This is a genomic window from Methylobacterium sp. 2A (genome assembly GCF_009806555.1).
In the GTDB taxonomy this organism is placed as follows: domain Bacteria; phylum Pseudomonadota; class Alphaproteobacteria; order Rhizobiales; family Beijerinckiaceae; genus Methylobacterium.
In genome coordinates, this window is the sequence record NZ_VUOK01000062.1 from 141,206 (window position 1) to 164,473 (window position 23,268).

23 protein-coding genes are annotated in these 23,268 nt (G+C 71.3%); 9 read left to right on the top strand and 14 right to left on the bottom strand.

Features of this window, described 5'->3' with window-relative positions; translation table 11 throughout:
• Positions 1–109 precede the first annotated feature (109 nt).
• From FVE89_RS29090 to FVE89_RS29105, 4 genes are all read right to left on the bottom strand, one after another.
• Complete coding sequence (locus FVE89_RS29090) at positions 110–2,254, bottom strand: TonB-dependent receptor (RefSeq protein ID WP_161393631.1); 2,145 nt, start codon at positions 2,252–2,254, stop codon at positions 110–112.
• Between the two features lie 370 nt (positions 2,255–2,624).
• A complete protein-coding gene (locus tag FVE89_RS29095) occupies positions 2,625–3,257 on the bottom strand; it encodes a MarR family transcriptional regulator (RefSeq protein WP_161393632.1) in 633 nt (210 codons plus the stop codon).
• An 82-nt stretch (positions 3,258–3,339) separates the two neighbouring features.
• Positions 3,340–3,729 carry a response regulator gene (locus tag FVE89_RS29100; protein ID WP_161393633.1) on the bottom strand — a complete coding sequence of 130 codons (390 nt, stop codon included), beginning with the start codon at positions 3,727–3,729 and terminating at the stop codon, positions 3,340–3,342.
• Between the two features lie 131 nt (positions 3,730–3,860).
• A complete protein-coding gene (locus FVE89_RS29105) occupies positions 3,861–5,123 on the bottom strand; it encodes an adenosylmethionine--8-amino-7-oxononanoate transaminase (protein WP_161393634.1) in 1,263 nt (420 codons plus the stop codon).
• A gap of 105 nt (positions 5,124–5,228) precedes the next feature.
• Between FVE89_RS29105 and FVE89_RS29110 the strand changes: the two genes are divergently transcribed.
• From FVE89_RS29110 to FVE89_RS29125, 4 genes are all read left to right on the top strand, one after another.
• On the top strand, positions 5,229–5,603 hold the full coding sequence (locus FVE89_RS29110) for a hypothetical protein (RefSeq protein ID WP_161393635.1): 375 nt from the start codon (positions 5,229–5,231) through the stop codon (positions 5,601–5,603).
• Between the two features lie 158 nt (positions 5,604–5,761).
• On the top strand, positions 5,762–6,880 hold the full coding sequence (locus tag FVE89_RS29115) for an 8-amino-7-oxononanoate synthase (protein WP_161393636.1): 1,119 nt from the start codon (positions 5,762–5,764) through the stop codon (positions 6,878–6,880).
• Between the two features lie 121 nt (positions 6,881–7,001).
• The gene (locus FVE89_RS29120; protein ID WP_161393637.1) at positions 7,002–7,511 is read left to right on the top strand and encodes an OsmC family protein; all 510 of its coding nucleotides are present in this window, start codon (positions 7,002–7,004) and stop codon (positions 7,509–7,511) included.
• Positions 7,512–7,523: 12 nt separating this feature from the next.
• Positions 7,524–8,381 carry a class I SAM-dependent methyltransferase gene (locus FVE89_RS29125; RefSeq protein ID WP_161393638.1) on the top strand — a complete coding sequence of 286 codons (858 nt, stop codon included), beginning with the start codon at positions 7,524–7,526 and terminating at the stop codon, positions 8,379–8,381.
• 199 nt (positions 8,382–8,580) lie between these two features.
• On the opposite strand, the gene FVE89_RS29130 is transcribed toward FVE89_RS29125, so the two are convergent.
• Positions 8,581–10,179: a gamma-glutamyltransferase family protein gene (locus tag FVE89_RS29130; protein ID WP_161393639.1), complete on the bottom strand. Its 1,599-nt coding sequence runs from the start codon at positions 10,177–10,179 to the stop codon at positions 8,581–8,583.
• Positions 10,180–10,324: 145 nt separating this feature from the next.
• Here FVE89_RS29130 and FVE89_RS29135 point away from each other — a divergent pair, with 145 nt between their 5' ends.
• Positions 10,325–11,860 (top strand): sodium:proton antiporter, encoded by a 1,536-nt coding sequence (locus FVE89_RS29135; protein WP_161393640.1) that lies wholly within the window; start codon positions 10,325–10,327, stop codon positions 11,858–11,860.
• Positions 11,861–11,870: 10 nt separating this feature from the next.
• Here FVE89_RS29135 and gshB read toward each other — a convergent pair whose 3' ends face one another.
• Positions 11,871–12,827 (bottom strand): glutathione synthase, encoded by a 957-nt coding sequence (gshB, locus tag FVE89_RS29140; protein ID WP_161393641.1) that lies wholly within the window; start codon positions 12,825–12,827, stop codon positions 11,871–11,873.
• A 46-nt stretch (positions 12,828–12,873) separates the two neighbouring features.
• Complete coding sequence (locus FVE89_RS29145; RefSeq protein WP_161393642.1) at positions 12,874–13,161, bottom strand: hypothetical protein; 288 nt, start codon at positions 13,159–13,161, stop codon at positions 12,874–12,876.
• 440 nt (positions 13,162–13,601) lie between these two features.
• Between FVE89_RS29145 and FVE89_RS29150 the strand changes: the two genes are divergently transcribed.
• From FVE89_RS29150 to FVE89_RS29160, 3 genes are all read left to right on the top strand, one after another.
• Positions 13,602–13,808 (top strand): hypothetical protein, encoded by a 207-nt coding sequence (locus tag FVE89_RS29150; protein WP_161393643.1) that lies wholly within the window; start codon positions 13,602–13,604, stop codon positions 13,806–13,808.
• Between the two features lie 34 nt (positions 13,809–13,842).
• Complete coding sequence (locus tag FVE89_RS29155; RefSeq protein ID WP_161393644.1) at positions 13,843–14,628, top strand: hypothetical protein; 786 nt, start codon at positions 13,843–13,845, stop codon at positions 14,626–14,628.
• A 224-nt stretch (positions 14,629–14,852) separates the two neighbouring features.
• Positions 14,853–15,641, top strand: coding sequence for an HAD-IIB family hydrolase (locus tag FVE89_RS29160; RefSeq protein ID WP_161393645.1), 789 nt, complete (start codon positions 14,853–14,855; stop codon positions 15,639–15,641).
• A 167-nt stretch (positions 15,642–15,808) separates the two neighbouring features.
• Here the strand turns inward: FVE89_RS29160 and FVE89_RS29165 are convergent, their stop codons facing one another.
• The 3 genes from FVE89_RS29165 to FVE89_RS29175 are packed head-to-tail and all read right to left on the bottom strand — an operon-like array spanning position 15,809 to position 19,408.
• Positions 15,809–16,435 (bottom strand): hypothetical protein, encoded by a 627-nt coding sequence (locus FVE89_RS29165; RefSeq protein ID WP_161393646.1) that lies wholly within the window; start codon positions 16,433–16,435, stop codon positions 15,809–15,811.
• Positions 16,423–17,106, bottom strand: coding sequence for a DUF1214 domain-containing protein (locus FVE89_RS29170; protein WP_161393647.1), 684 nt, complete (start codon positions 17,104–17,106; stop codon positions 16,423–16,425). Before FVE89_RS29170 ends, FVE89_RS29165 begins: the two co-directional genes overlap by 13 nt.
• Before the next feature lie 4 nt (positions 17,107–17,110).
• A complete protein-coding gene (locus FVE89_RS29175) occupies positions 17,111–19,408 on the bottom strand; it encodes a PBP1A family penicillin-binding protein (RefSeq protein WP_161393648.1) in 2,298 nt (765 codons plus the stop codon).
• Between the two features lie 278 nt (positions 19,409–19,686).
• On the opposite strand from FVE89_RS29175, the gene FVE89_RS29180 reads away from it, so the two are divergent.
• Entirely contained in the window at positions 19,687–20,178 is a 492-nt protein-coding gene (locus FVE89_RS29180) for a YcgN family cysteine cluster protein (RefSeq protein ID WP_161393649.1), read from the top strand.
• Positions 20,179–20,329: 151 nt separating this feature from the next.
• Here FVE89_RS29180 and FVE89_RS29185 read toward each other — a convergent pair whose 3' ends face one another.
• From FVE89_RS29185 to FVE89_RS29200, 4 genes are all read right to left on the bottom strand, one after another.
• Complete coding sequence (locus tag FVE89_RS29185) at positions 20,330–21,019, bottom strand: NrsF family protein (RefSeq protein WP_161393650.1); 690 nt, start codon at positions 21,017–21,019, stop codon at positions 20,330–20,332.
• A complete protein-coding gene (locus FVE89_RS29190) occupies positions 21,019–21,576 on the bottom strand; it encodes a sigma-70 family RNA polymerase sigma factor (RefSeq protein WP_161393733.1) in 558 nt (185 codons plus the stop codon). Before FVE89_RS29190 ends, FVE89_RS29185 begins: the two co-directional genes overlap by 1 nt.
• A gap of 101 nt (positions 21,577–21,677) precedes the next feature.
• The gene (locus tag FVE89_RS29195) at positions 21,678–22,397 is read right to left on the bottom strand and encodes a DUF1223 domain-containing protein (RefSeq protein WP_161393651.1); all 720 of its coding nucleotides are present in this window, start codon (positions 22,395–22,397) and stop codon (positions 21,678–21,680) included.
• Positions 22,398–22,465: 68 nt separating this feature from the next.
• The gene (locus tag FVE89_RS29200) at positions 22,466–23,260 is read right to left on the bottom strand and encodes a creatininase family protein (protein WP_161393652.1); all 795 of its coding nucleotides are present in this window, start codon (positions 23,258–23,260) and stop codon (positions 22,466–22,468) included.
• Positions 23,261–23,268 lie beyond the last annotated feature (8 nt).

Genomic DNA, 23,268 nt, shown 5'->3' on the forward strand with positions numbered 1-23,268 from the left:
GCTCGAAGACGGCCGATTCCGCAGGCGCGGCCGCCGGTTTTGCGGCGGAACCCTGCGGGGCCCCAAGGCTCTGCGCGGATGAAGCATCGGCCCGCCGACGCAAACCTGCTCAGAACCGCGCCGTCAGGAACACCCGCACAGTCCGCCCCGGCAGCAGGATCTCGTCCTTCTTGAACGAGGTCGCGTTGCGGATGGCGTCGTTCAGGAGGTTACGGCCCTGCACCCCGAGGGTGATCGCGCTCGCGCCGTAGACGGCGGGATCGACGGCCTTGGTGTAGCTCAGCTCGGCCCGCAGGTCGTTATAGCCGGGAGTCGGCGTCTCGTAGACCGCCGTGGCGTCGTGGCTGAAGGCGTGGAGCAGGTTCACCCGGGCGAACCAGCCATCGGCCCGCAGGTACACGCCGCCGCCGAGGCGATAGGGTGGGATCCGCGGCGCGTTGGTGCCGTCGTCGAACTTGGCGCGGACGAAGTCGAACTGCCCCTCGATGCCCGCAAAACCGTTGCCCACCGGAACGAGGTCGTACTGGCCGATGATCTCGGTGCCGTAGAAGGTGGCGTTCTGCTGCTGATAGACGATCTGCCGGTTGTCGGTTCCGATGCCGCAGGAGGCGAAATCGTCGTCGCAGGTGAGCCCCGTGTAGTTGCGGTAGATGAAGCCCGTGTAGCGCGTGTAATAGCCGGTGGCGTCGAGGCGGAACGGTCCTTCGGCCCGGCGGATGCTGGCCTCGACCGTGCGGGCGCGCTCCTTCTTGAGGTCCGGATTGCCGATCTCGAAGGTCGCGGTGGCGTCGTGCGGCCCCTGCGAGAACAGCTCGTAGCCGGTCGGTCCGCGCTCGACATAGGAGCCGGTCAGGCTCGCCACGAAGCCGGAGGGAAGGTCCTGCAGGGCGCCGAGGCTGGCGCTCTTCGGGGCGAAGCGCCGGGTCCGGGCGTACTGGAACGGCTCCTGCCCGTCGACCGGCACATAGTCGGTGGGGAATCGGGCCGCCGTGCTCGACAGCCGGTCGACCTCGTAGCGCCCGGCCGCCTGGAGTCGCGTGCCCGGGCGCAGCTCCAGCTCCTCGAACAGGTAGACCGCGTTGGCGCGCGACTCGGTCTGGGGCAGGAAGGATTCGAGCTGCGTGTTGATCACGCGCCGGTCCGACTGGAAGCCGAGCGCGCCGGTGAGTTTCCCGAGTTCCGTGAAGACCGGCACGTGCTGGAGTTCCAGGCGCCCTTCCGCCTCGCGGTTCTTGAAGATCGCCTGGACGCCCTCGATCCCATCCTCGCCGAAACCGACCTCGTTGTGGCGGTAGACGGAATAGCCGGCCCAGTAGCGGATCACCTCGAACGGGCCGTCGAGCGGGCGGTACTCGCCGCGCGACAGGACGCGGTCCTGGTTGGGGGTGAGGCGGGTCCGGTCCTGCTCGGCCACGCCGCCGGGGATCGCGTAGACCGCATCGTAATGGCTGAACGAGATGCCCACGAAGCCGCGGTCGCCGATCGCCGAGATGCCGACCGCGCCGCCCTGCGATTCGTTGTAGGAGTTGCGCTGGATCCCGCCGGGGATCGCATAGCTGTCGTTGGCGGTCCTGAACCCGTCGGCGTGGACCGCGATGCCGTCGCCGCCGGCATCGACCGTGGCGGCGCCGAGCCGGCCGTTATCCACGCTGGAGAAGCCGCTGGTCACCTGACCCTGGATACCGTTCGCCGGGATGAAGGTCGGCACCCGGTTGTTGTCGGCCGAGACCACGCCGCCGATGGCGCCGGAGCCGTAGCGCAGGGTCGCGGGGCCGCGGATCACCTCGATCCGGTCGGCGACCAGCGGATTCACCGGCACCGCGTGATCCTCGCCGAGATCCGACACGCCGCCATTGACGATGCCGTTCTCCTGGATCCGCACCCGGGCGTTGTCGAGGCCGCGGATGATCGGCCGGGACGCCGCGCCGGGCGCGTAGGTCGTGCCGGAGATGCCCGGCCGGTCGAACAGGGCGTCGCCGAGGGTGCGCGGCTGGTCGCGGGCGATCTGCTCCTGGGTCACCACTGTGACAGGCGAGAACGTGTTGGTCGCCACCGGAAGGATGCCGATCGGCACGGCGGCATCGGCCGCGACCGCCGCCGGCGGCGCCTGGATCGGGCTCGGGCTGGTGACGCTGATCTGGTCGAGGGTGACGGCCTCTTGGGCCTGCGCCGCCGGAGCGGTCAGCACGCTCGCGCCGAGGATGTAGGACAGGATGCTTCCGGCAGGCAGACCGGGCAGACGCAGCGCAGACATCACGATTCACCGAGTGTTATATCATTTCATTCTGGAGCTCCGCGCTGGAGAGGCAATCGAAGATCATCCACGTCGCACACGCGGATCGGCAACGTTACATCGTTGCAACACCGTGACGCGCCAAATTCTGCCTGCGCCGATCCGTCCCTCGCGACGGATCGGCGACCGCAAGCGGGCGAAGCGCGCCTCGCATCGATACCGGCCGCGGATCTGCCGCGTCTGCAAGCCAGCTCGGGAATCGCGAAGCCCCCGACGCGGTACGATGCCCCGGCTGACCCACCGAGGCGGCCGGCACGCTATCCTGCCGGTGCGGCCAAGCTGTCCCGCTCGCGACGCCGAGATGCGGGCGGCGTCGTTCGTGCGTCGCGTGTCAGGTCGGCAGCGCCTCGGCCTCGTCGTCCACCTCGGCCTCGATCTCGGCATCGATGTCGGTGGGTTCGCCGGCGGCACCCGCCGCCTCGGCGAGGCCGCGCGCGGCCTTGCGCAGGAGTTTGCGGAGCCGGCGGCGGTCGGTCTTGTCGAGATGGTCGAGCAGTTCCGCCTCGACCTCCTCCTGGATCCGCTCGATCGCCTCGGCCTTCGCCAGGCCCGCCGGGGTCAGTTGGACCCGGACCACGCGGCCGTCGCCCGATTCGGCCCGGCGCTCGACGATGCCGAGGGCGGCGAGCCGGGTCACGGTCTTCGAGGCCGTGGGCGGCCGCACCCGGAGCAGGGCGGCGAGATCGCCCATCGTCATCGTGCCGGCGCTGGCGAGCGCCTGCACCACCTGCTCCTGCCCGGCGAACAGGCCGAGCTTGGCGAGACGATCGCCCGTGCGGGCGCGATGCAGGCGCGCCGCCTGCACGAGAGCCCAGCCGACGCTCCGCACGCCGGGCGGCCGCATCTTCTTGGACGTCAGCTCCTGAGCCGCCGCCTCGCTGTCCTGACGATCACGTTTCTGCTTGTCGCCCACCGGAGCGCCCGCGTTTGTTCCGGCGGCCGCCGGGAGATCCAGAGTCTGCACGATCCACTCCCCTCGCCGACCGCCCAGGACCCTGTGGCTGCGGCCGGTGACGGTGAGATGACGGGTTCGCGCCCGCGCCCGTTCAGCAGTGCATGAGGCGTTGGAGGCGATCGAGGATATCCTGGCCGGTGCAGGGGCGCGCGATGAAGTCGGCATGCTCGGGCATGCGGGCCGGGTCGGGTGCCGCGCGGCCGGACACGATCAGGATCGGCAGGTTCGGACGCGCCTCCGCGACCGAGCTGGCGAGGTCGAACCCGTCCGTCTTGCCCGAGAGCTGGACGTCGGTCACGAGCCCGCAGATGTCGGGGCGCACCTGAAGTATGCTGAGCGCCCGCTCGGCGGAGGCACACTGGACGGTGTCGTAGCCGCCTTCCTCCAGCACGTCGCCGAGGTCCATGATCGTCAGGGCCTCGTCCTCGACGATGAGGATCACCGGCCGATTGCCACCCGAACCCGTCTGCTCACTCGCCACTGTGCACTCCCTCCGGCAACGTCCGGCTGCGAGGGCCGCCGCACGCGTCTTCAGCCTGAGGTCCAACGGCAGAAACGGTTCCGGGTTGCAGCCCGACGCCGCGGGTGCTGACAGGTGGCGGCATCCTGCGCTCAGACCGCCGCGGATGCCCCTTGAACCACCGCCGACACGCCATCGATCAGCCGATCGAGATCCGCCGCCCCGATGGTCAGCGCGGGCGTGAGATACACGATGTCGCCGAACGGCCGCACCCAGACGCCCCGCTCGATCAGCCGGGCCTTGAGGCCGGCAAGATCCGGCGCCTGCGCGAACTGAACAGCCCCGATGGCGCCGAGCACCCGGACATCCGCGACACCGGGCGCGCCGCGCAAGGGTTCAAGCCCGTCCGCGAGCCGGGCCTCGATGGTGCGGGCCTCGGCAAGGCGCGGCTCGGTCTCGAACAGGTCGAGGCTGGCATTGGCGGCCGCGCAGGCCAGCGGATTGGCCATGAAGGTCGGGCCGTGCATCAGCGCGGCCGCGGGATCGTCGGACCAGAACGCCTCGAACACCTCCGTGCGGGCGATGGTGGCGGCGAGCGCCATGGTGCCGCCGGTCAGCGCCTTCGACAGGCACAGGATGTCGGGCACGATCCCGGCCTGCTCGCAGGCGAACAGGGTGCCGGTGCGGCCGAAGCCGGTGAAGATCTCGTCGGCGATCAGCGGCAGGCCGTGGCGGCGGGCGAGGCTTGCCACGGTGGCCAGCACCTCGGGCGGGTGCATGCGCATGCCGCCCGCCCCCTGGACCAGCGGCTCGACGATCACGGCCGCCAGCGTTTCCCGATGGGCGGCGAGGGCGGCGTCGAGCGCTTCGGTGTCGGCGCGGCTGCGCGGCAACTCGCAAAAAACCTGCGTCGGCAGGTAGGCGCCGAAGCGGCGGTGCATGCCCTCCTCGGGATCGCAGACCGACATCGCCCCCATCGTGTCGCCATGGTAGCCGCCGCGGAAGCTGAGCACCTTCGTGCGGCCGCTCACCCCACGGTTGAGCCACATCTGGGCGGCCATCTTGAGGGCGACCTCGACGGCGACCGAGCCGGAATCGCTGAAGAAAACGTGGTCGAGATCGCCCGGCAGCAGGGCCGCGAGCCGGGCCGCCAGCCGCTCGGCCGGCGCATGGGTAAGGCCGCCGAACATCACGTGAGGCATCCGCGCCAGCTGGTCGGCGACGGCGGCGGCAATGTGGGGATGGTTGTAGCCGTGGACCGCAGTCCACCAGGAGGCGATGCCGTCCACGAGTTCGCGGCCGTCGGCGAGGACGATGCGGCTGCCGTGCGTCGCCACCGCTTCGAGGGGCGGGGCGGCGTGGCGCATCTGGGTGTAGGGGCGCCAGAGACGGGTGCGGGAACGATCGAACGTCATGCCGAGGGGATGCGCGGCTGGGATGGGGCGGGTCAAGCGGGCGTCGCTCCGCTATCGTGCCGGCACGGCAAACCTGATTCCCGACCGACTCAACCGACGATCAGCTTGATCCACAACGAGCGGACGAAGCTCCCGGCGACGGCGCTGAATGGGACTGCGCTGGCATCGATCGCCGCCGGCTTCATCACGCCGCTGGCCGCCATCTCCTTCGACGTCCCGGGCTCGGCCGACCGCGGTGCATTGACGACGACGCTGTTCGCGCTTGCTCGGCTTGTGACGGGGCGGCGTCTTACATCTCGCAGCACGGTACCTGCTCGGGAGCCTGCGGGAATGAGCGGGTCAGACCTTTATCTCATGGCGCTGGGCCCGATCCTCGCGCTCGCTGCCGGCCTGTTCATCTTCGTGACGGCGACGCGCGGCACGCGGTGGCACGATCGGAAAACCCTCGGGCCCGGCAATAGCCACCGGATCGCCCCGTAGAGCGCTCTCCGCCGGTTCGGCGCAAGAGAGCGCGTCGAAACAAAGGCTTAGAGCCGCGCTCGATTGCAACGCGATCGGGCACGGCTCTGGAGGGGGCGGTGGTGTCGGGTCGCCCACCGGCTTGACACCCGCCCGGCCCGCGGCCTCATCCCCACCGGATGGACAGCCTCGACGCCTTCGCCCGCACCAAACTCGACGCCCTGGAAGCCGGCAGCCTGCGCCGCCGCCTCGTGCCGACCGAGCGTGGGGCCGGCGCCGCCGCGTCCCGGCGGGGCAGGGCGCTCGTCTCGTTCTCCTGCAACGACTATCTCGGCCTGTCGCACCATCCGCGGGTGATCGCGGCCGCCCAGGCGGCGGCGGCGTCCTACGGCGCGGGGGCGGGCGGGTCCCGCCTCGTGACCGGCGACCATCCCTATCTCGGCGCGCTCGAGGATGGGCTCGCACGGCACAAGGGCAAGGAGGCGGCGCTCGTCTTCGGCAGCGGTTATCTCGCCAATCTCGGCATCACCCCGGCGCTCGCGGGCCGGGGCGATCTCGTCCTGCTGGACGAGCTGTCCCACGCCTGCATGTGGGCCGGGGCGCGGCTGTCCGGGGCGCGGGTGCTGACCTTTCGCCACAACGACCCGGCCGACCTCGCGGCGACGCTCGCGGCGCACCGCGCCCGGCACGGCCGCACCCTGGTGCTGACCGAGCGGGTCTTCAGCATGGACGGCGACCGGGCGCCGCTGGCCGACATCCTGGCGGTCGCCGAGGCGCACGATGCCTGGACGCTGGTGGACGATGCCCACGGGATCGGCGTGGTCGAGGACGGGCCGCGGGCGCCCCTGGAGATGGGCACCCTGTCGAAGGCGCTGGGCTCCTATGGCGGCTATCTCTGCGCCTCGCGGCCTGTGATCGACCTGATGGTGAGCCGCGCCCGCAGCTTCGTCTACACGACGGGCCTGCCGCCGGCTTCGGCCGCCGCCGCCCTGGAGGCGCTGGCAATCCTGGAAGAAGAGCCGGAGCGGCGTGCCCGGCCCCTCGCCCTCGCCCGGCGCTTCACCGCCCGCCTGGGCCTGCCCGAGGCCGAGAGCGCCGTCGTGCCGGTGCTGGTCGGCGAGGCGCAACGGGCGCTCGACATCTCGGCGGCCTTGGAGGCGGAAGGGTACCTCGTGGTGGCGATCCGCCCGCCGACCGTGCCGGCCGGGACCGCGCGGCTACGGGTCGCCTTCTCGGCGGCGCACGACGCGGCGCAGGTCGATGGCCTCGCTGAAGCCTTGGCGGCCCTCATCGGTTGAGCGCGGCGCGCTTTCCGTCCGCCCGACCCGCCCCTATACCGCTGGTCTGACGTGTTTCACGCAGCGAAAACCCGATCCGGCGCGCCCGAGATCGGGACGCAATCATCGAGAGGACGACGCCATGGACGCCACCGCGCTGCGAACCCTCCAGGCTCCGATCAAGGACAAGTACCGGTCGAATCCGGACGCGGCGGTAATCACCCTGAAGGCGAAGGGCACCCTCGACGACACCAAGATCGCCTGCAAGGTCGAGACCGGCCGGGCGATCGCGGAAGCCGGTCTTCACCCGGCGACGGGCGGCTCGGGGATGGAACTGTGCTCGGGCGACATGCTGCTCGAGGCGCTGGTCGCCTGCGCAGGCGTCACGCTCAAGGCGGTGGCGACGGCGCTAGAGATCCCGCTGCGGGCCGGCACGGTCAGCGCCGAGGGCGATCTCGACTTTCGCGGGACGCTCGGCGTCGACAAGGAGGCGCCGGTCGGCTTCCGCAACATCCGCCTGTTCTTCCAGCTCGATACGGATGCGTCGGCGGAGAAACTGGCGCAGCTCCTGAAGCTCACCGAGCGCTACTGCGTGGTGTTTCAGACGCTCAACCACAAGCCCGAGCTGTCGGTCGCCGCCACCACGGCCTGAGGGGATCGGGCCATGGCGGGCGGCATCACCCAGGCCGAGTACTGGAACGGCGAGGTCGGCACGCGCTGGGCCCGCAATCAGGCGGTGCTCGACGCCGTGTTCGCGCCGCTGACCGACGCCCTGTTCGACCGCGCGGGGCTGAAATCCGGGACTCGGGTGCTCGATATCGGCTGCGGCTCGGGCGCGACGACCGTCGAGGCCGCGCGCCGGGTCGCGGCGGCCGGCAGCGTTACCGGCGCGGATATCTCGGCGCCGCTCCTCGCGGTCGCCCGGGCTCGCGTCGGCAGCGAAGCCTCCGGTGGCGCCCCGGTCACCTTCGTGGAGGCCGACGTGGAGCGGGCCGATCTCGGCAGCTTCGACGCGGCTCTGTCCCGCTTCGGCGTGATGTTCTTTCCCGATTCGCGGCGCGCCTTCGCCAACATCCGCCGCATGCTGCGGCCGGGCGGACAGCTGACCTTCCTGTGCTGGCGGGCGCTCCCCGAGAACCTGTGGGTGCAGGTGCCGCGCGAGGCCGTGATGCCGCTCCTGCCGGAGGTGCCCCCGCCCCCGGCGCCCGATACGCCGGGACCGTTCCGCTTCGCCGATGGGGACGCGCTGAGCGTGCTGCTGCGGGGCGCCGGGTTCGAGACCGTCACCTGTGAGGCGGTCGACCGGGATGTCGCCCTCGGCCGGGGCGACACCGATGCCGCCGCCGCCGAGGCGGCGGCTCATGTGGCGCTGAACCTCGGCCCGACCTCTCACCTCGTCCGTGAGGCCGAACCGGACCTCCAGGCGCGGGCCGAGGCGGCGGTGACGGAGGCCCTGCGCCGGCACGCGGAGGGTGGAACGGTGCATCTGCGCGCGGCGTGCTGGCTCGTTCAGGCTGCGTGAGCGGCGTCCGCGGTTCGGCTTCGAGCCGCTTCGCGGCCCTTCGTGTGCTGGGTCCCGGGACGCATTCCGCTGGCGCTGCATGCGCCCGGGAAAGGGGGCGCTTGATCCTGAACCGCCCTTCCCGGACGGGTGAAGCGACAGCGGAACCTGATCCGGGAACCAGCACAGGACGTGCCGCGAAGCGGCTCCTGTCCTTCTCTCAGAGCCCCAGCGCGCCGCCATCCGAGCGCGGATCGTGCGTGGCCTCGATCCGCCCGTCGCGCGGATGGCGCACCAGCATCCCCGCATGGCCGAGCGAGTCGATATAGGACCCGCCCAGCTCCTCGATTTCGTGGCCCAGGCGGCCGAGGGCCGCGATGCAGGCCGGATCGAACCGGTCCTCCACCTTCACGCTGAGCGAGGGCGCCCCCCAGGTCCGCCCGTAGAGGAGGCGCGGGGCGTCGACCGCATCCGCCACCGACCGCCCGTAATCGGCGTAGCGGGTGAAGATCTGCGCCTGGAATTGCGGCTGGCCGTCGCCGCCCATGCTGCCGTAGCTCATCACCCGTCCGTCGTCGAAGGCCGCGAGCGCCGGGATCAGGGTGTGGAACGGGCGCCGTCCCGGCTCCAGCGGGTTCACGGCCTTCGGGTCGAGGGAGAACGACATGCCCCGGTTCTGCCAGCAGATGCCGGTGGCCGGCAGCACGGTCCCGGAGCCGTACTCCCAATAGACCGACTGGATGTAGGAGACCGCGAGACCGTCCCCATCGATCGCCCCCATCCAGACGGTGTCGCCATGGCCGGGATCGGGCAGGGGCACCCGGGCGGCGCGGCCCATGTCGACGAGGGCGGCTTCCCGGGCGAGGCGGTCCGGCGTCAGGAAGGCGGCCGGGTCGTGCCGCAGGCGGTCGAAGTCGGTCACCACCCGGTCGCGGATCGCGAAGGCCCGCTTCGTCGCCTCGATCAGCCCGTGGTAATGGGCGGTGGTCTCGGGCTCGGCGACATTCAGACGGTCGAAGATGCCGAGGATCAGCAGCGCCGCGAGCCCCTGGGTCGGGGGCGGGAAATTGTAGAGTGTCGCGTCGCGGCGGCGGATCGACAGGGGCGCCCGCTCGGCCGCCGCGAAGGCTTCGAGATCCGCCCGGGTCACCGGCGCGCCGAGGCGTTCCAGATCGGCGGCGATCTCCCGGCCGATATCGCCGCGGTAGAAGTCGCCGAGGCCCGCATGGGCGAGCTGCTCCAGGGTGGCGGCGAGCCGGGGCAGGGCGCGGATCTCGCCTTCCGGGTAGGGCTTTCCGTCCTTCAGGAAGGTTTTTGAAAAATTCGGGGCGTCGTGGAGCGTGTCGAGTTCCTGGGGCACGTAGCGCGCCTCGGAGGGCGAGACCGGCACGCCCTCCCGCGCCTGCTTGATGGAATCCGCCAGCAGCGTCTCCAGGGGCAGGCGGCTGCCCAGCGCCCGCGCCAGCTCCAGGGCGAGGCGCCAGCCGCCGACCGCGCCGGCCACCGTCACCATCGCGTCGGGGCCGCGCGCGGGGATCGCGTCAAAACCCTTCTCGCGGTAGCGCCGGATCGTGGCGAGGCGCCCGGCCGGGCCGCAGGCCTCGATGCCGCGCACCCGGCCGCCGCGCTCGCGCACCAGCCAGAAGCCGTCGCCCCCGATCCCGTTCATATGCGGGTAGACCACCGCGATGGAGGCGGCCATCGCCACCATCGCCTCGATCGCGTTGCCGCCCTGGGCGAGCACGGTCTGGCCCGCCTGGGCGGCGAGGCTGTGGGGCGCGGCGACGGCGGCGGCGGTGAAGACGGGGGTCTCGGGCATCGGGGATCCTGTGGTGTGCCAGTTGCAGGGTTAGGCGAGCCGGCGCCGTCTGCAAAGCCGGTCCGCAACGGGACGCGCGCGCGGGGCACCCATTCCGCCGGGCCGTGGACTGGAACGGTCGCCGCACGCCGGGTCTTTCAACAGGATGCTGATCTTCGAGTGGGTTGTGGGCGTGCTGTTCGGTGCCGTCCTGTTGGCGGGGCTGGCACGGCGGCTGGGGGCACCGTACCCGGCCTTCCTGGCGCTCGGCGGCATCGGCCTCGCCTTCGTGCCGGGCGTACCGAACCTGCGGCTCGATCCCGAACTCGCCCTCGCGCTGTTCCTGGCCCCCGTCCTGCTCGATGCCGGCTTCGACGCCTCGGTGCGGGACATGAAGGTGAACTGGCGCCCGATCCTCGGGCTCGCGGTCGGTGCGGTCGTGGTGACGACGCTCGCGGTCGCGATCGTGGCCCGCCTGATCGTGCCCGACATGCCGTTTTCCGCCTGCATCGTCCTCGGCGCGGTGGTGGCGCCCCCCGACGCGGTGGCGGCTTTGGCGGTGCTCAAGCACGCCCCGATGCCCCACCGGCTCGCCACGATCCTGCGCGGCGAGAGCCTGCTGAACGACGCCGCCTCGCTGCTGATCTACCGGCTCGCCGTCGCCGCCGCGATGGCGGGCAGCTTCCACCCGGCCGAGGTGGCGCCGGCCTTCCTGCTCGGCGTCGTCGCGAGCCTCCTGGTCGGACCCGGCCTCGGCCTGCTCTTCGTCGCCCTGACCCGGCGCGTCACCGACCCGGCGAGCGCCATCGTGATGCAGTTCGTGGTCGCGTTCGGGATCTGGCTGGCGGCGGAGCGGCTGGAATTGTCCGGCGTCCTGACGATCGTGGCCTTCGCGGTCACGGTCGCGCGCAAGGCCCCGGGAGTCACGGCGCCCCGCGCCCGGGTGATCTCCTACGCGGTCTGGGACACGGCGGTGTTCGTGCTCAACGTCCTGGCCTTCGTGCTGATCGGCATCCAGATCGGCCCGATCCAGGAGCGGCTGTCCGGCGCGGATGCGTGGCAGGCCTTGATTCTCGCGGCCGCCACCTTCGCGACCGTCGTGGTGACCCGGCTCGCCTGGGTGATGCCGACCACCGGCCTGCGCGGTTTCGGCCTGCGGCAGGCGGGTGCCCGGGCGCGGCTCGGACCGGGCCTCGCGCTCTCCTGGGCGGGGATGCGCGGCATCGTGACCGTGGCCGCCGCCCTGGCGCTGCCCGCCGAATTCCCGCGCCGGGATCTCGTCGTGGTTGCGGCCTTCGTCACCGTGCTGGGCACGCTCGTGGTGCAGGGCCTGACCCTGCGGCCGCTGCTGGCGCATCTGAAGCTGGAGGACGACGATCCCGTGGGGCGCGAGACGGGGCGCGCCCGGGCGGCCGCCTACAAGGCCGCCCTCGACTCGCTCGCGGAGGCCGAGGACGAGCCGGCGACCGACGCCCTGCGGGCCGAGTTCCGCGCGGCGCTCGCGGAGGCCGAGGAGCACGAGGAGGGCCGCGCCCCGGAAAGCCTGCCGGCCGATGCCGCCCGGCGCCGGGCCGTCGAGGCGGCCCGCGATGCGGTGCTGACCCTGCGCCGCGGCGGCCGGATCGGCGACGACGCCTATTACCTGCTGGAGGAGGAGTTCGACTGGGCCGAACTCAGCGCCACGCCGAAGGCGGAGACGTGAGAGGGCGCGATCACACGCCCTTGCGCGCCGCGATCCGCGCCTCGATCGCGTCCCAGACCGCCACGGAGAGGTCCGGGCCGCCGAGCCGCCGGATCGCCCGGATGCCGGTGGGGGAGGTGACGTTGATCTCGGTCAGATGGCCGTCGATCACGTCGATCCCCACGAGGATCAACCCCCGGCGCGCCAGTTCCGGGCCGATCGTGGCGCAGATCTCGCGCTCGCGCTCGGTCAGCTCGGAGGCGGAGGCGGCGCCGCCCCGGACCATGTTGGAGCGGATGTCGTTGGCCGCCGGCACGCGGTTGACCGCGCCCATCGCGACGCCGTCCACCAGGATGATGCGCTTGTCGCCCTCGGTCACCCGGTCGAGATAGCGCTGGATCACCCAGGCCTCCCGGAAGGTGGTGGCGAACAGATCGAACATCGAGCCGAAATTCGGATCCTTCTCGGTCACCTTGAACACGGCGGCGCCGCCATGCCCGTGCAGCGGCTTCATCGCCACCGTGCCGTGCTCCAGCCGGAACGCCTCGATCTCCGCCTTGTCGCGGCTGATCAGGGTCGGCGGCATCAGCTCGGGAAAGTCGAGGACGAACAGCTTCTCGGGCGCGTTGCGCACCTCGAAGGGGTCGTTCACCACGAGCGTCTCCGGATGGATCCGCTCCAGCATGTGGGTGGCCGTGATGTAGGCCATGTCGAAGGGCGGATCCTGGCGCATCAGCACCACGTCCGCCTCGGCGAGGTCGATCCGCTCCGGCGGCGCCAGGGTGAAATGCGCCCCCTCGACGTCCTGGACGGTCAACCGCTCGACCCGGGCCGTCACCCGGCGGCCCTGCATCGAGAGCCGGTCCGGCGTGTAGTACACGAGCGTGTGTCCCCGCCGCTGGGCCTCCAGCAGCAGGGCGAAGGTCGTGTCACCCGCGATCCGGATGTTCTGGATCGGGTCCATCTGAACGGCGACGGTCAGGCCCATCCGAAACGCCCCTCGTCCGCGACGCGCATTGCGTCCGGATGCCGGCTCAATCGTCGGACAGCGACTTGCTGCCCGTGCGCTTGTCGTAATCGCCGATCGCCGAACGGCACTCGGGCGACAGGCGCTTGCGGTTGCGCGTCATGCACTTCTCCGCGTCCGGGCTGTTCGGATCGACGCCGGCGCAGAGGCGGAAATAGTCGTTCGCACAGCCGAGTTGGAGGCCCTGGTCGTCGCGCTGGGCGTAGGCGGGGCCGGCGGCGAGCACCAGCAGCGCCAGCGCAGACAGCCCACAGCGGCGGACGGCGTGCAGGGATCGTTCCGGAACCAGTCGCATTCAGCGGTGTCCTCAAATCTCGTTCGGGCGGAGAACCGATGCGGCGGTCCCCCCTCCACCCGCATCCGGCATATCGGTCGCGCCGGGCGCTAGGCAAGCGCCGGGGGTTTGACGGAGTGCCGCGCAGCACCGTCGCAGCACGGCTTCGCGGCAGTGTGGCCGCGGCGCCGCAGAGACGGATCGGGCCGCCTGCGGGCTCGCCCGATAAGAAAAGGCCCCACCCGAAATCGGGCAGGGCCGCAAGTCGAAGGGAGGAAACGCCCGCCATGGGCGACGAGACGAAGCAAGTCGCACGCCAACCTGTCTAACGATCCCGATACCGGTCGATCGGACGGAAAGAGTCCGTTAACCACCCCGTGATGGATTGCCTTCGTAGCCCTTGCCGACGCCCTCGCTGGGCCCGGGCCGGATGCTCGGACAGCCGACAGGAGCCGGAGACCATGACGCCTTTCAAACCGCAGGAGACCGCCGACCACCCGCGCATCCGGGTCGGCGCGACGGGCCCTTCCGCACCGGCCGCGCACGCCATCGTGATCCCCTTTCCGGGACCGGAGGCACGACGGGCCGGCCGGATCCCGCGCTCGGGGGAGCCCCGGGGCGAGATCCTGCTGTTCCTCGGCGTGCGCTACGAGCGCCTCGCGTCCTGACGGTATCCGGAGGATGCCCGAGCCGCGACGCGCCGTGCCCGCGCCAGCCCGTCTCCTGCCCGCCTGTGCGGCGCTGGCGCTGCTCGTCGCCTGCACGCAGAGCGGTGATTTCGGCCGCCCGCGGACGGGGGTCTGGAACGGCCTGATCGACACGACCGGCAGCTTCAGCACCCATGATCGCGGGCGGCTCCTGCTCGATTCGGGGCTCACCGACGACGAACTGACCCTGCGCGACCGCGCGTGGCGGTTCGTGCAGCCCGCCAGCACCTTCTCGGCCTTCCAGGATCTGGTGCTCGGCCTCGCGAGCGCCCACGCGATGCCGCCGACCTGGCGCTTCGAGGAGGTCGGCGCCTATTACGACACCCTGACCGCCGCGCCCGCGCGCTCGCCGGTCTCCCGCTACCGGCAGCTCGGCGACGACGCCACGGCGGATGCCCGGCTGATCCCGCTCTTCGCGGCGCTGGCCGCCCGGGTGATCGACGCGGATGCCGCGCGCCTGCGCAGCCTGCCCTTCGCCAAGACCCTCGACGTGGCGGATGTGCGGGATGCCGCCCAGCGCGTCGCCGAGAATCGCTGCCTGATCGCCTGGGTGCGGATCGAGGCCGGCCGGCGGCTGGCGCGCTACCGCTTCGCCCTGGAACACCTGTTCGCCGCCGCGCCGGCGCAGGAATCGGTCTCGGCCGAGCGAGCCATCCTGATGCTGGCGGCCCGGCGCAACCTGCTCGACCCGCTCCTGCCCCCGGACGCCGCCGCCCGATGCGGGCTGGAGGCCGCGCCGCTGCCGGTCGCCCAGGCTGGGCCGCTCGTCGTGAAGGATTGAATGGCTGCGGTGGCGGCGGCAAGGCCTTCGGGCCAGTCGGACCCGTCGCGCACTCCATGACGGACGGTGCATGCAAGGGAACCCATCCCTGCGGAGCGCGGGACAGCCGGCTCGGGTAAAGAGCTTCCAGTGCACTTCCATTTGAGGGACTTGGACAGGCCGACCTTCCAGCGTATGCGCCGCCGTACCATTCTGGCCGCCACCCGGAAGCCTTGGGCCATCGCATGCAATCACTTCGAACAGCCGAGGCCTCGACCTTCGAGGGCGTGCGTTTCGTCCTGACCGACATGGACGAGACGCTGACCTACAAGGGCAGGTTGGCGGCCGCGACGTACCACGCGCTGGAGCGCTTGCAGCAATCCGGCGTCACGGTCCTTCCGGTAACTGCCGCGCCGGCGGGCTGGTGCGATCAGATGGCTCGGTTCTGGCCCATAGACGGAGTGATCGGGGAGAATGGCGGCCTGTTCTTTCGCCGTACCGAGGCGGCGCATGAACTGGAACGATCCTTCTGGCATGCGGATCGTGATCGCCAGATGGCGCAGGACCGGCTACACCACATCGCACTGAAGCTTCAGAGGGCCAAGCCGGCGCTGCGCTTCGCCGATGACCAGCCGTTCCGCCAGACTAGCATCGCCTTCGCTCTTCCCAAGGAAGACGGCGCCCAGGCAGCGATCCTCCAGGCCCTTCGCGCGGAGGGGGCCGATGCCACGATCAACAATCTCTGGATCCTCGGCTGGCTTGGCGGCTACGATAAGCTGTCGATGGCACGCCGTATCCTCCTGGACCAGTATGCTCTCGATATTGATAAGGACGCCGATGCCGTCCTGTACGTGGGCGACTCCGCGAACGACGCGCCGATGTTCTCCTTCTTCCGTCACACAGTGGGCGTCAGCACGGTCATCGATTATCTCGATCAGATCCCGGTTCCACCGCGTTGGATCGCACATGGCCCCGGAGGCGTCGGGTTCGTCGAGGCAGCCGAGGCGATCCTGGCGACGAGAGGCGCGACATAGGTGTAGAGCGACTGCGCAGGGATCGCGCTCATCCTCGACTGAATCGCCGCCCTGCTCAATCGATCGGGCCGAACGGCGGCTTCAAGTCACGATACCTGATGGGGCTCTGGTCTGAGAAGGATCGAAGGCAGCCGGTCACGCCCTTCGATGCGTCCGGCCGCGGCCCGCTACCGCCCCGCACCCTTACCCGAAGAATCCTTCCCCGTGGGTGCATCGTCCGTGGCCGTGTCGGTGGTGCAGGACACCGCCTGGATCGCGGCGTTGGCGGCCGGGCGCTGGCTCGGCAGGCCGGCGATCACCCGAACCACCACGAAGCCGCGCGTATCCGGCGCCACGATCCGCACGTCGCGGCTCGGGTCGTTCTCGTCGTCGGCCAGCGCCTCATCATACTGGGCGCGGGTGAGGATCACGAGGTCCAGCGCGCCCCGCACCGCCGCCTGATCGGTCACCGCGTAGAAGGCGCCGCGCCGGGCATGGGCCGCGAGCGACAGGGCGAGCGACCCGGTCCGCGCCGAGACGCGCATCGGCCCGTCGGCCAGATCGTAGGCGCAGACGCCGACCGCGACGGCGGGGTCCGGAATCGGCAGCCACGCTTCGGGCGGGGAGGGGTCGTCGCCCGTCGCCACCGTGTAGATCGGCTGCGGATGGTCCAGGCTCTCGCTGGTCCGGGCGCGGGAAACCGCGTCCTTCTCCGACAGGACCGGGATCGCCAGCACCGCCACGATGTGGACGATCCCGGCCAGCACGAGGCCGATCAGCGTGGCGTAGACGAAGCGCAGGCTCACGAGGCGCATCCCAGGCGGGTGATGGCCGGCACCGAGGCCCGGTCGAGGGAGCCGACGCTGGCGGCCGCCGGCGTGTCATAGAGGCGCAAAGCCAGCCGCACCGGGCCGCTCGCCCGGGGGCTCGGGAGCCAGTTGCCGGGCTGGACGTCGGGCGCCAGCATCACCGCAAACCGTCCGTCGGCCGAGCGGAGCACCTCCGTGGAGGTGAAGCCCTCGCGCAGGATCGGCCGACCGGGCTCCCGGGGTCCGCGGCCGGCGACCGTGATGGTCCAGGCCCGGGCCGGCGGCGTCCCGCCCCCGATCCGGTAGGTGCAGGTGGCGTCGAGCGCCTGGCCGGCATCGTCCACGGCCGCGGTCAGGAGCAGGCCCTCGCCCACCGCGAGGGGGATCTCGCCCCGGCGGGCATTGACCGCGCGGGTATAGGGGTCGGCGTTCGCGGCGCCGGCCCGGGGCCAGGCCGTCCAGGCGCCGACCTGCACGCCGCCGAAGGGATAGCCGCCGCTCGTCGCCCAGTCGGCACTGGCGAGACCGAGGGCGCCGCCGAGCGCCAGGGCGTAGACGGCAAGTCCCGCAATCGAGCTCTTGCGCCACAGGCGCCGGACGAACCGGATCACGCCGCGGCGGGGTGCCGTCTCGGACGCGGCCGCGTGGCTGCCGGACACCGGGATCGCCTCCCTCATGCGCTCACCGGACTTCGACGAAGCCGCCGGGCGCGCGCTCGCCCGCGGCCATCGCCCGCGCCCTCTCGAGGGGGCTGGCCGAGGCGCGGTCGCCCGGCTTGGCGGTGCTCTTCGGCGCGTCGCCCGCGCCGGACCGGTTCGCCGGCTCGGCGGACGGCACGCGCTCGACCGTGCGGAACAGGCCGTTCAGGCCGCTGATGACCTCGAAGGAGCGGCGCGAGAGCTTGCCGTAGGCGCTGGCGTTGGGATCGATCGGGGCGGTGGGCCCGCCGGAGGCCTGCTGCTGGGCGGCGCGGGGGCTCTCCTTCAGGCCCGGGAGGGGCTTGATCTCGATGCCCTGGTGGGCCGGCTCCATCACGTCGTGCCAGGTCTGGGCCGGGAGCGAGCCGCCGGTCAGCTTGTTGGTGGAAGTGTGGTCGTCGTTGCCGAACCAGACGGCGCCGACGTAGTTGCCCGTGTAGCCGACGAACCACGCGTCCCGGTAGGCGTTCGTGGTGCCGGACTTGCCGGCGACCTTCACGCCCTCGAGCTGCGCCCGCTTGCCGGTGCCCTCCTCGACAACCTTGTTGAGCATGAAGTTCATATCGGCCACCACCTGGGGCGACAGGACCCGCTCGGGCGCCTCGTCGGCGTGGCGGTAGATCACCTCGCCGGAGGAGTTCTTCACCTCCATGGCGGCATAGGGCTTGGCGCGGAAGCCGCCATTGGCGAACACCGCGTAGCCCGCCGCCTGATCGATCACCGTGACCTCGTCCGAGCCGATCGGCATCGAGACCGTGTCGATCAGGTTCGAGGTGATGCCCATCTTGTGGGCGAGCTCGATGATCTTGGCGCGGCCGGCCTTGGCGGCCTTCGCCTCGTGGGTGATGCCCATCCCCTTGCCGAGCGCGATCGAGATCTTGATCGGGATCGTGTTGATCGACTTCGCCACGGCGAGCCACATCGGCACGCGCCCGGCATAGGAGCGGCCGTAATTCTGCGGGCACCAGTTGCCGATGCAGACCGGGCTGTCGACGACCGTCGTATCGGGCTTGAACAGGCCCGAATTGAGGGCGGCCGAGTAGACGTAGGGCTTGAACGAGGAGCCGGGCTGGCGCAGCGCGTCGGTGGCGCGGTTGAACTGGCTCTCGCCGTAATCGGCCCCGCCCACCATGGCGCGCAGCGCCCCGTCGGGATCGAGGATCACCATCGCGGCCTCGTCCACGTCGTAGGCATCGCCGGATTTGCGCAGGATGTCGGCCACCACCTCGTCGGCCCGCTTCTGGATAGCGAGGTCGAGCGGCGTCTTCACGGTCAGCACGCGGTCGTTGCGGAGCTTGCCGGCATCCGCCATGGCCTTGATCTCGCCGAAGGCCCAGTCGAGGTAGTAGTCGGCGGTGATGTCGCGGGTGCGGGTCACCGGGGTCGCGGGATTGCGCAGGGCGGTCTGGATCTGCCCCTCGGTGACGAAGCCTGCCTCGACCATGTTGTGCAGCACGTCCGCCGCCCGGGCGCGGGCCGCCGGCAGGTTGACGTGCGGGGCGTATTTGGTCGGCGCCTTGAACAGGCCTGCCAGCATGGCGGCCTCGGCGAGGCTGATGTCCTTGAGCGGCTTGCCGAAATAGTAATCCGCCGCCGCCACGGCACCGAACGTGCCGCCGCCCATATAGGCGCGGTCGAGGTAGAGCTTCAGGATCTCGTTCTTGGTGAGGTGGCTCTCCAGCCAGAGCGCCAGGAACGCCTCGTTGATCTTTCTCTCAAGCGAGCGCTCGTTCGTCAGAAACAGGTTCTTGGCGAGCTGCTGGGTGATCGAGGAGCCGCCCTGGGTGCCGTTGCCGCCGCGGGAATTGTTGACCAGCGCCCGCAGGGTGCCGATCGGGTCGATGCCCCAATGCTCGTAGAAGCGCCGGTCCTCGGTGGAGACCAGCGCCTTGATCATGATGTCGGGAAACTCGTCGAGCTTGAGCGAGTCGTCGTGCTTGATGCCGCGCCGGCCGACCTCGGTGCCGTAGCGGTCGAGGAAGGTGACGGCCAGATCCTGCTGCTTCAGCCAGTTCTCGCTGGTGAGCTGGAAGGCGGGCTGGGCGAGCGCCAGCATCAGCACGGCGCCGCCGGTCCCGATGGTCACAGCCTCGCTGGTGAGGTCGAGGACGGCGCGCTTCCAGCCGCGCACGGCGAAGCGGCCCATGAAGCGCCGGAAGCGCTCGTAGGCTTCGCCGGTCGACCGGCCGCTGTCGTACAGGCTGGCGTTGACCCAGGCATCGAAGGCGAGGGCGGCCCGCTCGAGGTGGACCTTGATCTCGGTGAGCGTCGGCAGGCGCACGATGTCGAACCCGGCTTGTCGAGCGCCTCTGCGGCGAATGGTGGAGCGACCGCACCGCAGACACGGGACCTGCGGCCGAGGCACCGCACGGCATCCTCATCCATAGCAGGATCCGGAACCGCGGGCGAGGCTCTGCGCAGTCTCGCGAATCGCCGCGGACGAGCTTGGACTTAACGCGTGCAACCGCGATCCGGTCGCACGATCGCGGCCCCGGCGACGCTTGATCCACAGGCGCGGCTCGGGCAGAGAGACGCCCTTCCGATCGAGAGACCTCATCGATGCCCAAGCCCGAGGCGGTGCGCCGCGGGGCGGCCGAGCCGTTCTGGCGCACCAAGACGCTCGACGCCATGACCCCCGCCGAGTGGGAGAGCCTGTGCGACGGCTGCGGCCGGTGCTGCCTCCTGAAGCTCGAGGACGAGGATACCGGCGAGGTCCACCACACCGATATCGGCTGCACGCTGCTCGACGGCCTGACCTGCCGGTGTCGCGACTATGCCCGCCGCCAGAAGCGGGTGCCCGATTGCGTCCGGCTGACGCCCGAGGCGGTGCGGACCATCGCCTGGCTGCCGCAGACCTGCGCCTACCGCCTCGTGCGGGACGGCGAGCCGCTCTATCCCTGGCATCCTCTGGTCTCAGGCCGGGCCGCGAGCGTGCACGAGGCCGGCATCTCGGTGCGCGGCCGGCTCGCCGGCAACGAGGAGGAGTTCTCGGAGGAGGAATACCCGGACCGGATCGTGGACTGGCCGGCGCGCGATCCGCAGGCCGGCTGAAGACGGGGATCCATCCGAGTGGACCGATCAGTCCCGGTTTCGAAAGGCCGAGGCCTTTCGTGGGTCCAGGGCAGAGCCCTGGTCATCATCTCAGGGCTCTGCCCTGAGAACCCGCCAAAGGGCTGAGCCCTTTGGAAACCCGAGGCCCCGGTCAGACAGGATCCGAGTCCGCGCGCGCGGACGGGGCGAGCAGCCGTCCGCCGGCCAGACCGTTCGCCGCGATGATGATGGCGACCGCCGCCGCGTGCATCAGCAGATCCGTCGCGGTGGCGTCGTGCGGGTGGACCGGCATCAGGAGTGCCGCCGCGGCCGCCGACACCGCGAGCCCTCCGAGCGCCGCCGTCAGGTTCGGCCGCAGCGGGCAGGCGCGGCGCAGCATGATGACGATCAGCGCCGACAGCGGCACAGAGACGCAGATCAGGAAGCTGAAGCAGCCCGTGATGGTGTGGGCGCCGGGGATGTCGGCTCCGGGGGCGATCCATTCCCGCAGGCAGCCCAGCCCGCTGGCGCCGATCCAGAGGGCGAACGGCGGCAGCGGCAGCAGCGCCCATCGATCGGAGCGGCCCGGCACGCTGGTCGCGAAGGCCGCGTAGGCCGCGGCGACCGCCGTCAGGACGGCGCCGATCGCCTCCAGGGCAAGATCCGGCACGTGCATGCGCAGCAGGAAACCCGTCGCGCCGACCTCCGCCACCAGGAACAGCCCGGCCAGCAACGCCACGCCGAGCCACAGGGCCGCGCGGACCCCCGGCGCCGGCAGCGGCCGGATCGGCTTCAGCCCACCCGCAAGCGCTTCGACGAGCCGGTCGTGACGGGAGGCTTCGCAGCCGGCGCGCTCGGCCATCACTCCGCCTCCCGCGTCAGGCTGGTCCGGAGTGCCTTCAGCGCCCGGTGCAGATTCACCTTGAGCGCCCCCTTGCTGCGGCCGGTGAGCGCGGCGGCTTCCTCAAGCGACAATTCGCGCAGGCCAAGATGCTCCACCGCCTGCCGCTGCCCCTCGGGCAGGGACGCCACCGCGCGGGCGAGGGAGGCGGCGCGGTCGCGCGCCTCCAGACCCTGTCCGGGCGCCGGGCCGGGATCGACCTCGGCCTCGTAGGCGAGGGGATCGTTGACCTCCCGGGGGCGCCGGCCCGCGCGGCGCAGCCGGTCGATCGCCCGACGCTGGGTGATGGCCCGCAGCCAGGGCATGAACGGACGGGCGGGATCGTAACTCGCCCGCGCCCGGTGAACGGTCATCAGCGTGTCCTGCACGACGTCGTCCACCGCCTCGCCGCGCACGCCCTGTGCCCGAGCGATCGCCGAGACCACGGGCAGGCAGGCCTTCAGCAGCGCGCGATAGGCGGCCGCGTCGCCGCGCTGCGCCGACGCCATCAGACCCGCGAGTTCCTCTTCGAGCACCATCCGGGCTCCGCCGCCGTTCCGCCCCCCGGCCCGCGCCGCATCTTGCCCGGCCTCGGAGCCCGGTGCCAGCGACCAGCCGCACCCGGCCGGCACCGCGAGGATCATCGCAGCGCCTCCCGGTGCGCACCGTCCCGACCGAGGCGGGCCGCGCCGAGGATGCGCCCATCCTCTGCCTGAAGCAGAACGGCCGCCGTGTCACCCTCCGGACGCGCAGCCGTGAAGGTCGCGGCGGCCCCCGACCATCGGCCGAGGTCTTGGATCGCGCGGACGACGTTGGCCTGCTCCAGGGTCCGCCCGGCATTCTCGCCGCGCAGCACCCGGGTGGTGTGGCTCGGATCGAAGCCCACCAGCAGGACATGCGCAACGCCATTTCCGGAGCCGATCCGCACGACGAAGCTGTCGCCCTCGCGGGCCAGCGCCACCGGAATGTCCGGCCCGGCTCCCCGCGCGCGCGCGACGGCACCGCGCAACGCCGCCTCGTCGGATCCGACGAGACCGACCGTGCCGTCGATCACGGCTTGCGGCGTGTAGGCGGGTCCGCCGAGCCGGGCCGCGTAGGCCTCCTGACGCGCGGTCGCTTCCGTCAGCGCGTAGGGGTCGCGCCAGTTCAGGTGGTTCCAGTAGGTGACGTGGAACGCGAGCGGCAGGATTTCGCTATCCTCATGGGCGAGGCGCCCGATCAGCGCCTCCGCGGGCGGACAGGAGGAGCAGCTCTGCGAGGTGAAGAGTTCGACGACCACGGGGCGTTCAGCCGCCGCGACCGGCCCGAAGGCGGCACCGAGCAGAGCGAGGGCAAGGGCGAGCGGGACGACAGGGCGCATGGGCAAGAATCCTGCGCGCCGGCGGATCGACCCGGCGTACCGGCCTCTTCGCTCCGAGGTAGCGGCGGTTACGCCGGGCCGGCCCCGTCGAGTTCGAACCCGTCCACGTCGCGCAGCAGGGCTACGAAGGCCTGCGCCCCGTATGCCAGGGCGGCGCGGCCGGCCTCGGCGGTGCCGAGCCGCGCGTCGCCGATGGCGCCGGAGGGATGGAGGTCCCCGGCCTTCCAGGCGAAGGCGGCAGGTCGGCCCGCGCGCAGATGGGTGAAATCGCGGATCATCGCGCGCGTCCGCGGCGGGAAATCGGCGATCCGGTCGGTCCGCACCAGATCCGGCCGCAGGGCCAGCATCAACGCAGTCTCGACCCCGCCGGCATGGATGCCGTGGGCGATCTCGTCGGCCGGGAACAAGCCCTCCGGATAGCCGAACCGCGCCCAGGCGGTCGTGACCGCCACCAGGCCGTACCGGGCGCGCAGCTCGGCCGCCACGAGGTCGATGACGGCGCTGTTGCCGCCATGGCTCGTGACGATCACGATCTTGCGGCAGCCCGCCCGGTGGAGGGCGGCGCCGATCCCGGTCCAGGCCGCGAGCGCCGTCCCGGTCTCCAGCGAGAGCGTGCCCGGGAAGGCATCGTGCTCGTCGGACTTGCCGATCGCCTGCACGGGCAGGATCAGCACGTCGAGATGGTCCGGACTGCGCTCGCGCACGCCGGCGAGGTAGCCTTCCGCGATGATCGTGTCGGTGGCGAGCGGCAGATGCGGGCCGTGCTGCTCGATGGCGGCCACCGGCAGGACCGCGATCGCGCGCCGCATGTCGCGGTGTCGCAATTCATCCGTCGTGAAATCGGACCAGAACCGCGCCGCCATGCCTGCCG

What these genes read in the sequence shown, in the direction of transcription:
- FVE89_RS29135 (WP_161393640.1), top strand. Translation starts at nt 10,325, where the DNA reads ATGCTGATCTTCGAGTGGGTTGTGGGCGTGCTGTTCGGTGCCGTCCTG.
- FVE89_RS29105 (WP_161393634.1), bottom strand. Translation starts at nt 5,123, where the DNA reads ATGACGTTCGATCGTTCCCGCACCCGTCTCTGGCGCCCCTACACCCAG.
- FVE89_RS29120 (WP_161393637.1), top strand. Translation starts at nt 7,002, where the DNA reads ATGGACGCCACCGCGCTGCGAACCCTCCAGGCTCCGATCAAGGACAAG.
- FVE89_RS29130 (WP_161393639.1), bottom strand. Translation starts at nt 10,179, where the DNA reads ATGCCCGAGACCCCCGTCTTCACCGCCGCCGCCGTCGCCGCGCCCCAC.
- FVE89_RS29170 (WP_161393647.1), bottom strand. Translation starts at nt 17,106, where the DNA reads ATGAGGGAGGCGATCCCGGTGTCCGGCAGCCACGCGGCCGCGTCCGAG.
- FVE89_RS29150 (WP_161393643.1), top strand. Translation starts at nt 13,602, where the DNA reads ATGACGCCTTTCAAACCGCAGGAGACCGCCGACCACCCGCGCATCCGG.
- FVE89_RS29115 (WP_161393636.1), top strand. Translation starts at nt 5,762, where the DNA reads ATGGACAGCCTCGACGCCTTCGCCCGCACCAAACTCGACGCCCTGGAA.
- gshB (WP_161393641.1), bottom strand. Translation starts at nt 12,827, where the DNA reads ATGGGCCTGACCGTCGCCGTTCAGATGGACCCGATCCAGAACATCCGG.
- FVE89_RS29195 (WP_161393651.1), bottom strand. Translation starts at nt 22,397, where the DNA reads ATGCGCCCTGTCGTCCCGCTCGCCCTTGCCCTCGCTCTGCTCGGTGCC.
- FVE89_RS29185 (WP_161393650.1), bottom strand. Translation starts at nt 21,019, where the DNA reads ATGGCCGAGCGCGCCGGCTGCGAAGCCTCCCGTCACGACCGGCTCGTC.
- FVE89_RS29160 (WP_161393645.1), top strand. Translation starts at nt 14,853, where the DNA reads ATGCAATCACTTCGAACAGCCGAGGCCTCGACCTTCGAGGGCGTGCGT.
- FVE89_RS29145 (WP_161393642.1), bottom strand. Translation starts at nt 13,161, where the DNA reads ATGCGACTGGTTCCGGAACGATCCCTGCACGCCGTCCGCCGCTGTGGG.
- FVE89_RS29190 (WP_161393733.1), bottom strand. Translation starts at nt 21,576, where the DNA reads ATGGTGCTCGAAGAGGAACTCGCGGGTCTGATGGCGTCGGCGCAGCGC.
- FVE89_RS29200 (WP_161393652.1), bottom strand. Translation starts at nt 23,260, where the DNA reads ATGGCGGCGCGGTTCTGGTCCGATTTCACGACGGATGAATTGCGACAC.
- FVE89_RS29180 (WP_161393649.1), top strand. Translation starts at nt 19,687, where the DNA reads ATGCCCAAGCCCGAGGCGGTGCGCCGCGGGGCGGCCGAGCCGTTCTGG.
- FVE89_RS29125 (WP_161393638.1), top strand. Translation starts at nt 7,524, where the DNA reads ATGGCGGGCGGCATCACCCAGGCCGAGTACTGGAACGGCGAGGTCGGC.
- FVE89_RS29090 (WP_161393631.1), bottom strand. Translation starts at nt 2,254, where the DNA reads ATGTCTGCGCTGCGTCTGCCCGGTCTGCCTGCCGGAAGCATCCTGTCC.
- FVE89_RS29165 (WP_161393646.1), bottom strand. Translation starts at nt 16,435, where the DNA reads ATGCGCCTCGTGAGCCTGCGCTTCGTCTACGCCACGCTGATCGGCCTC.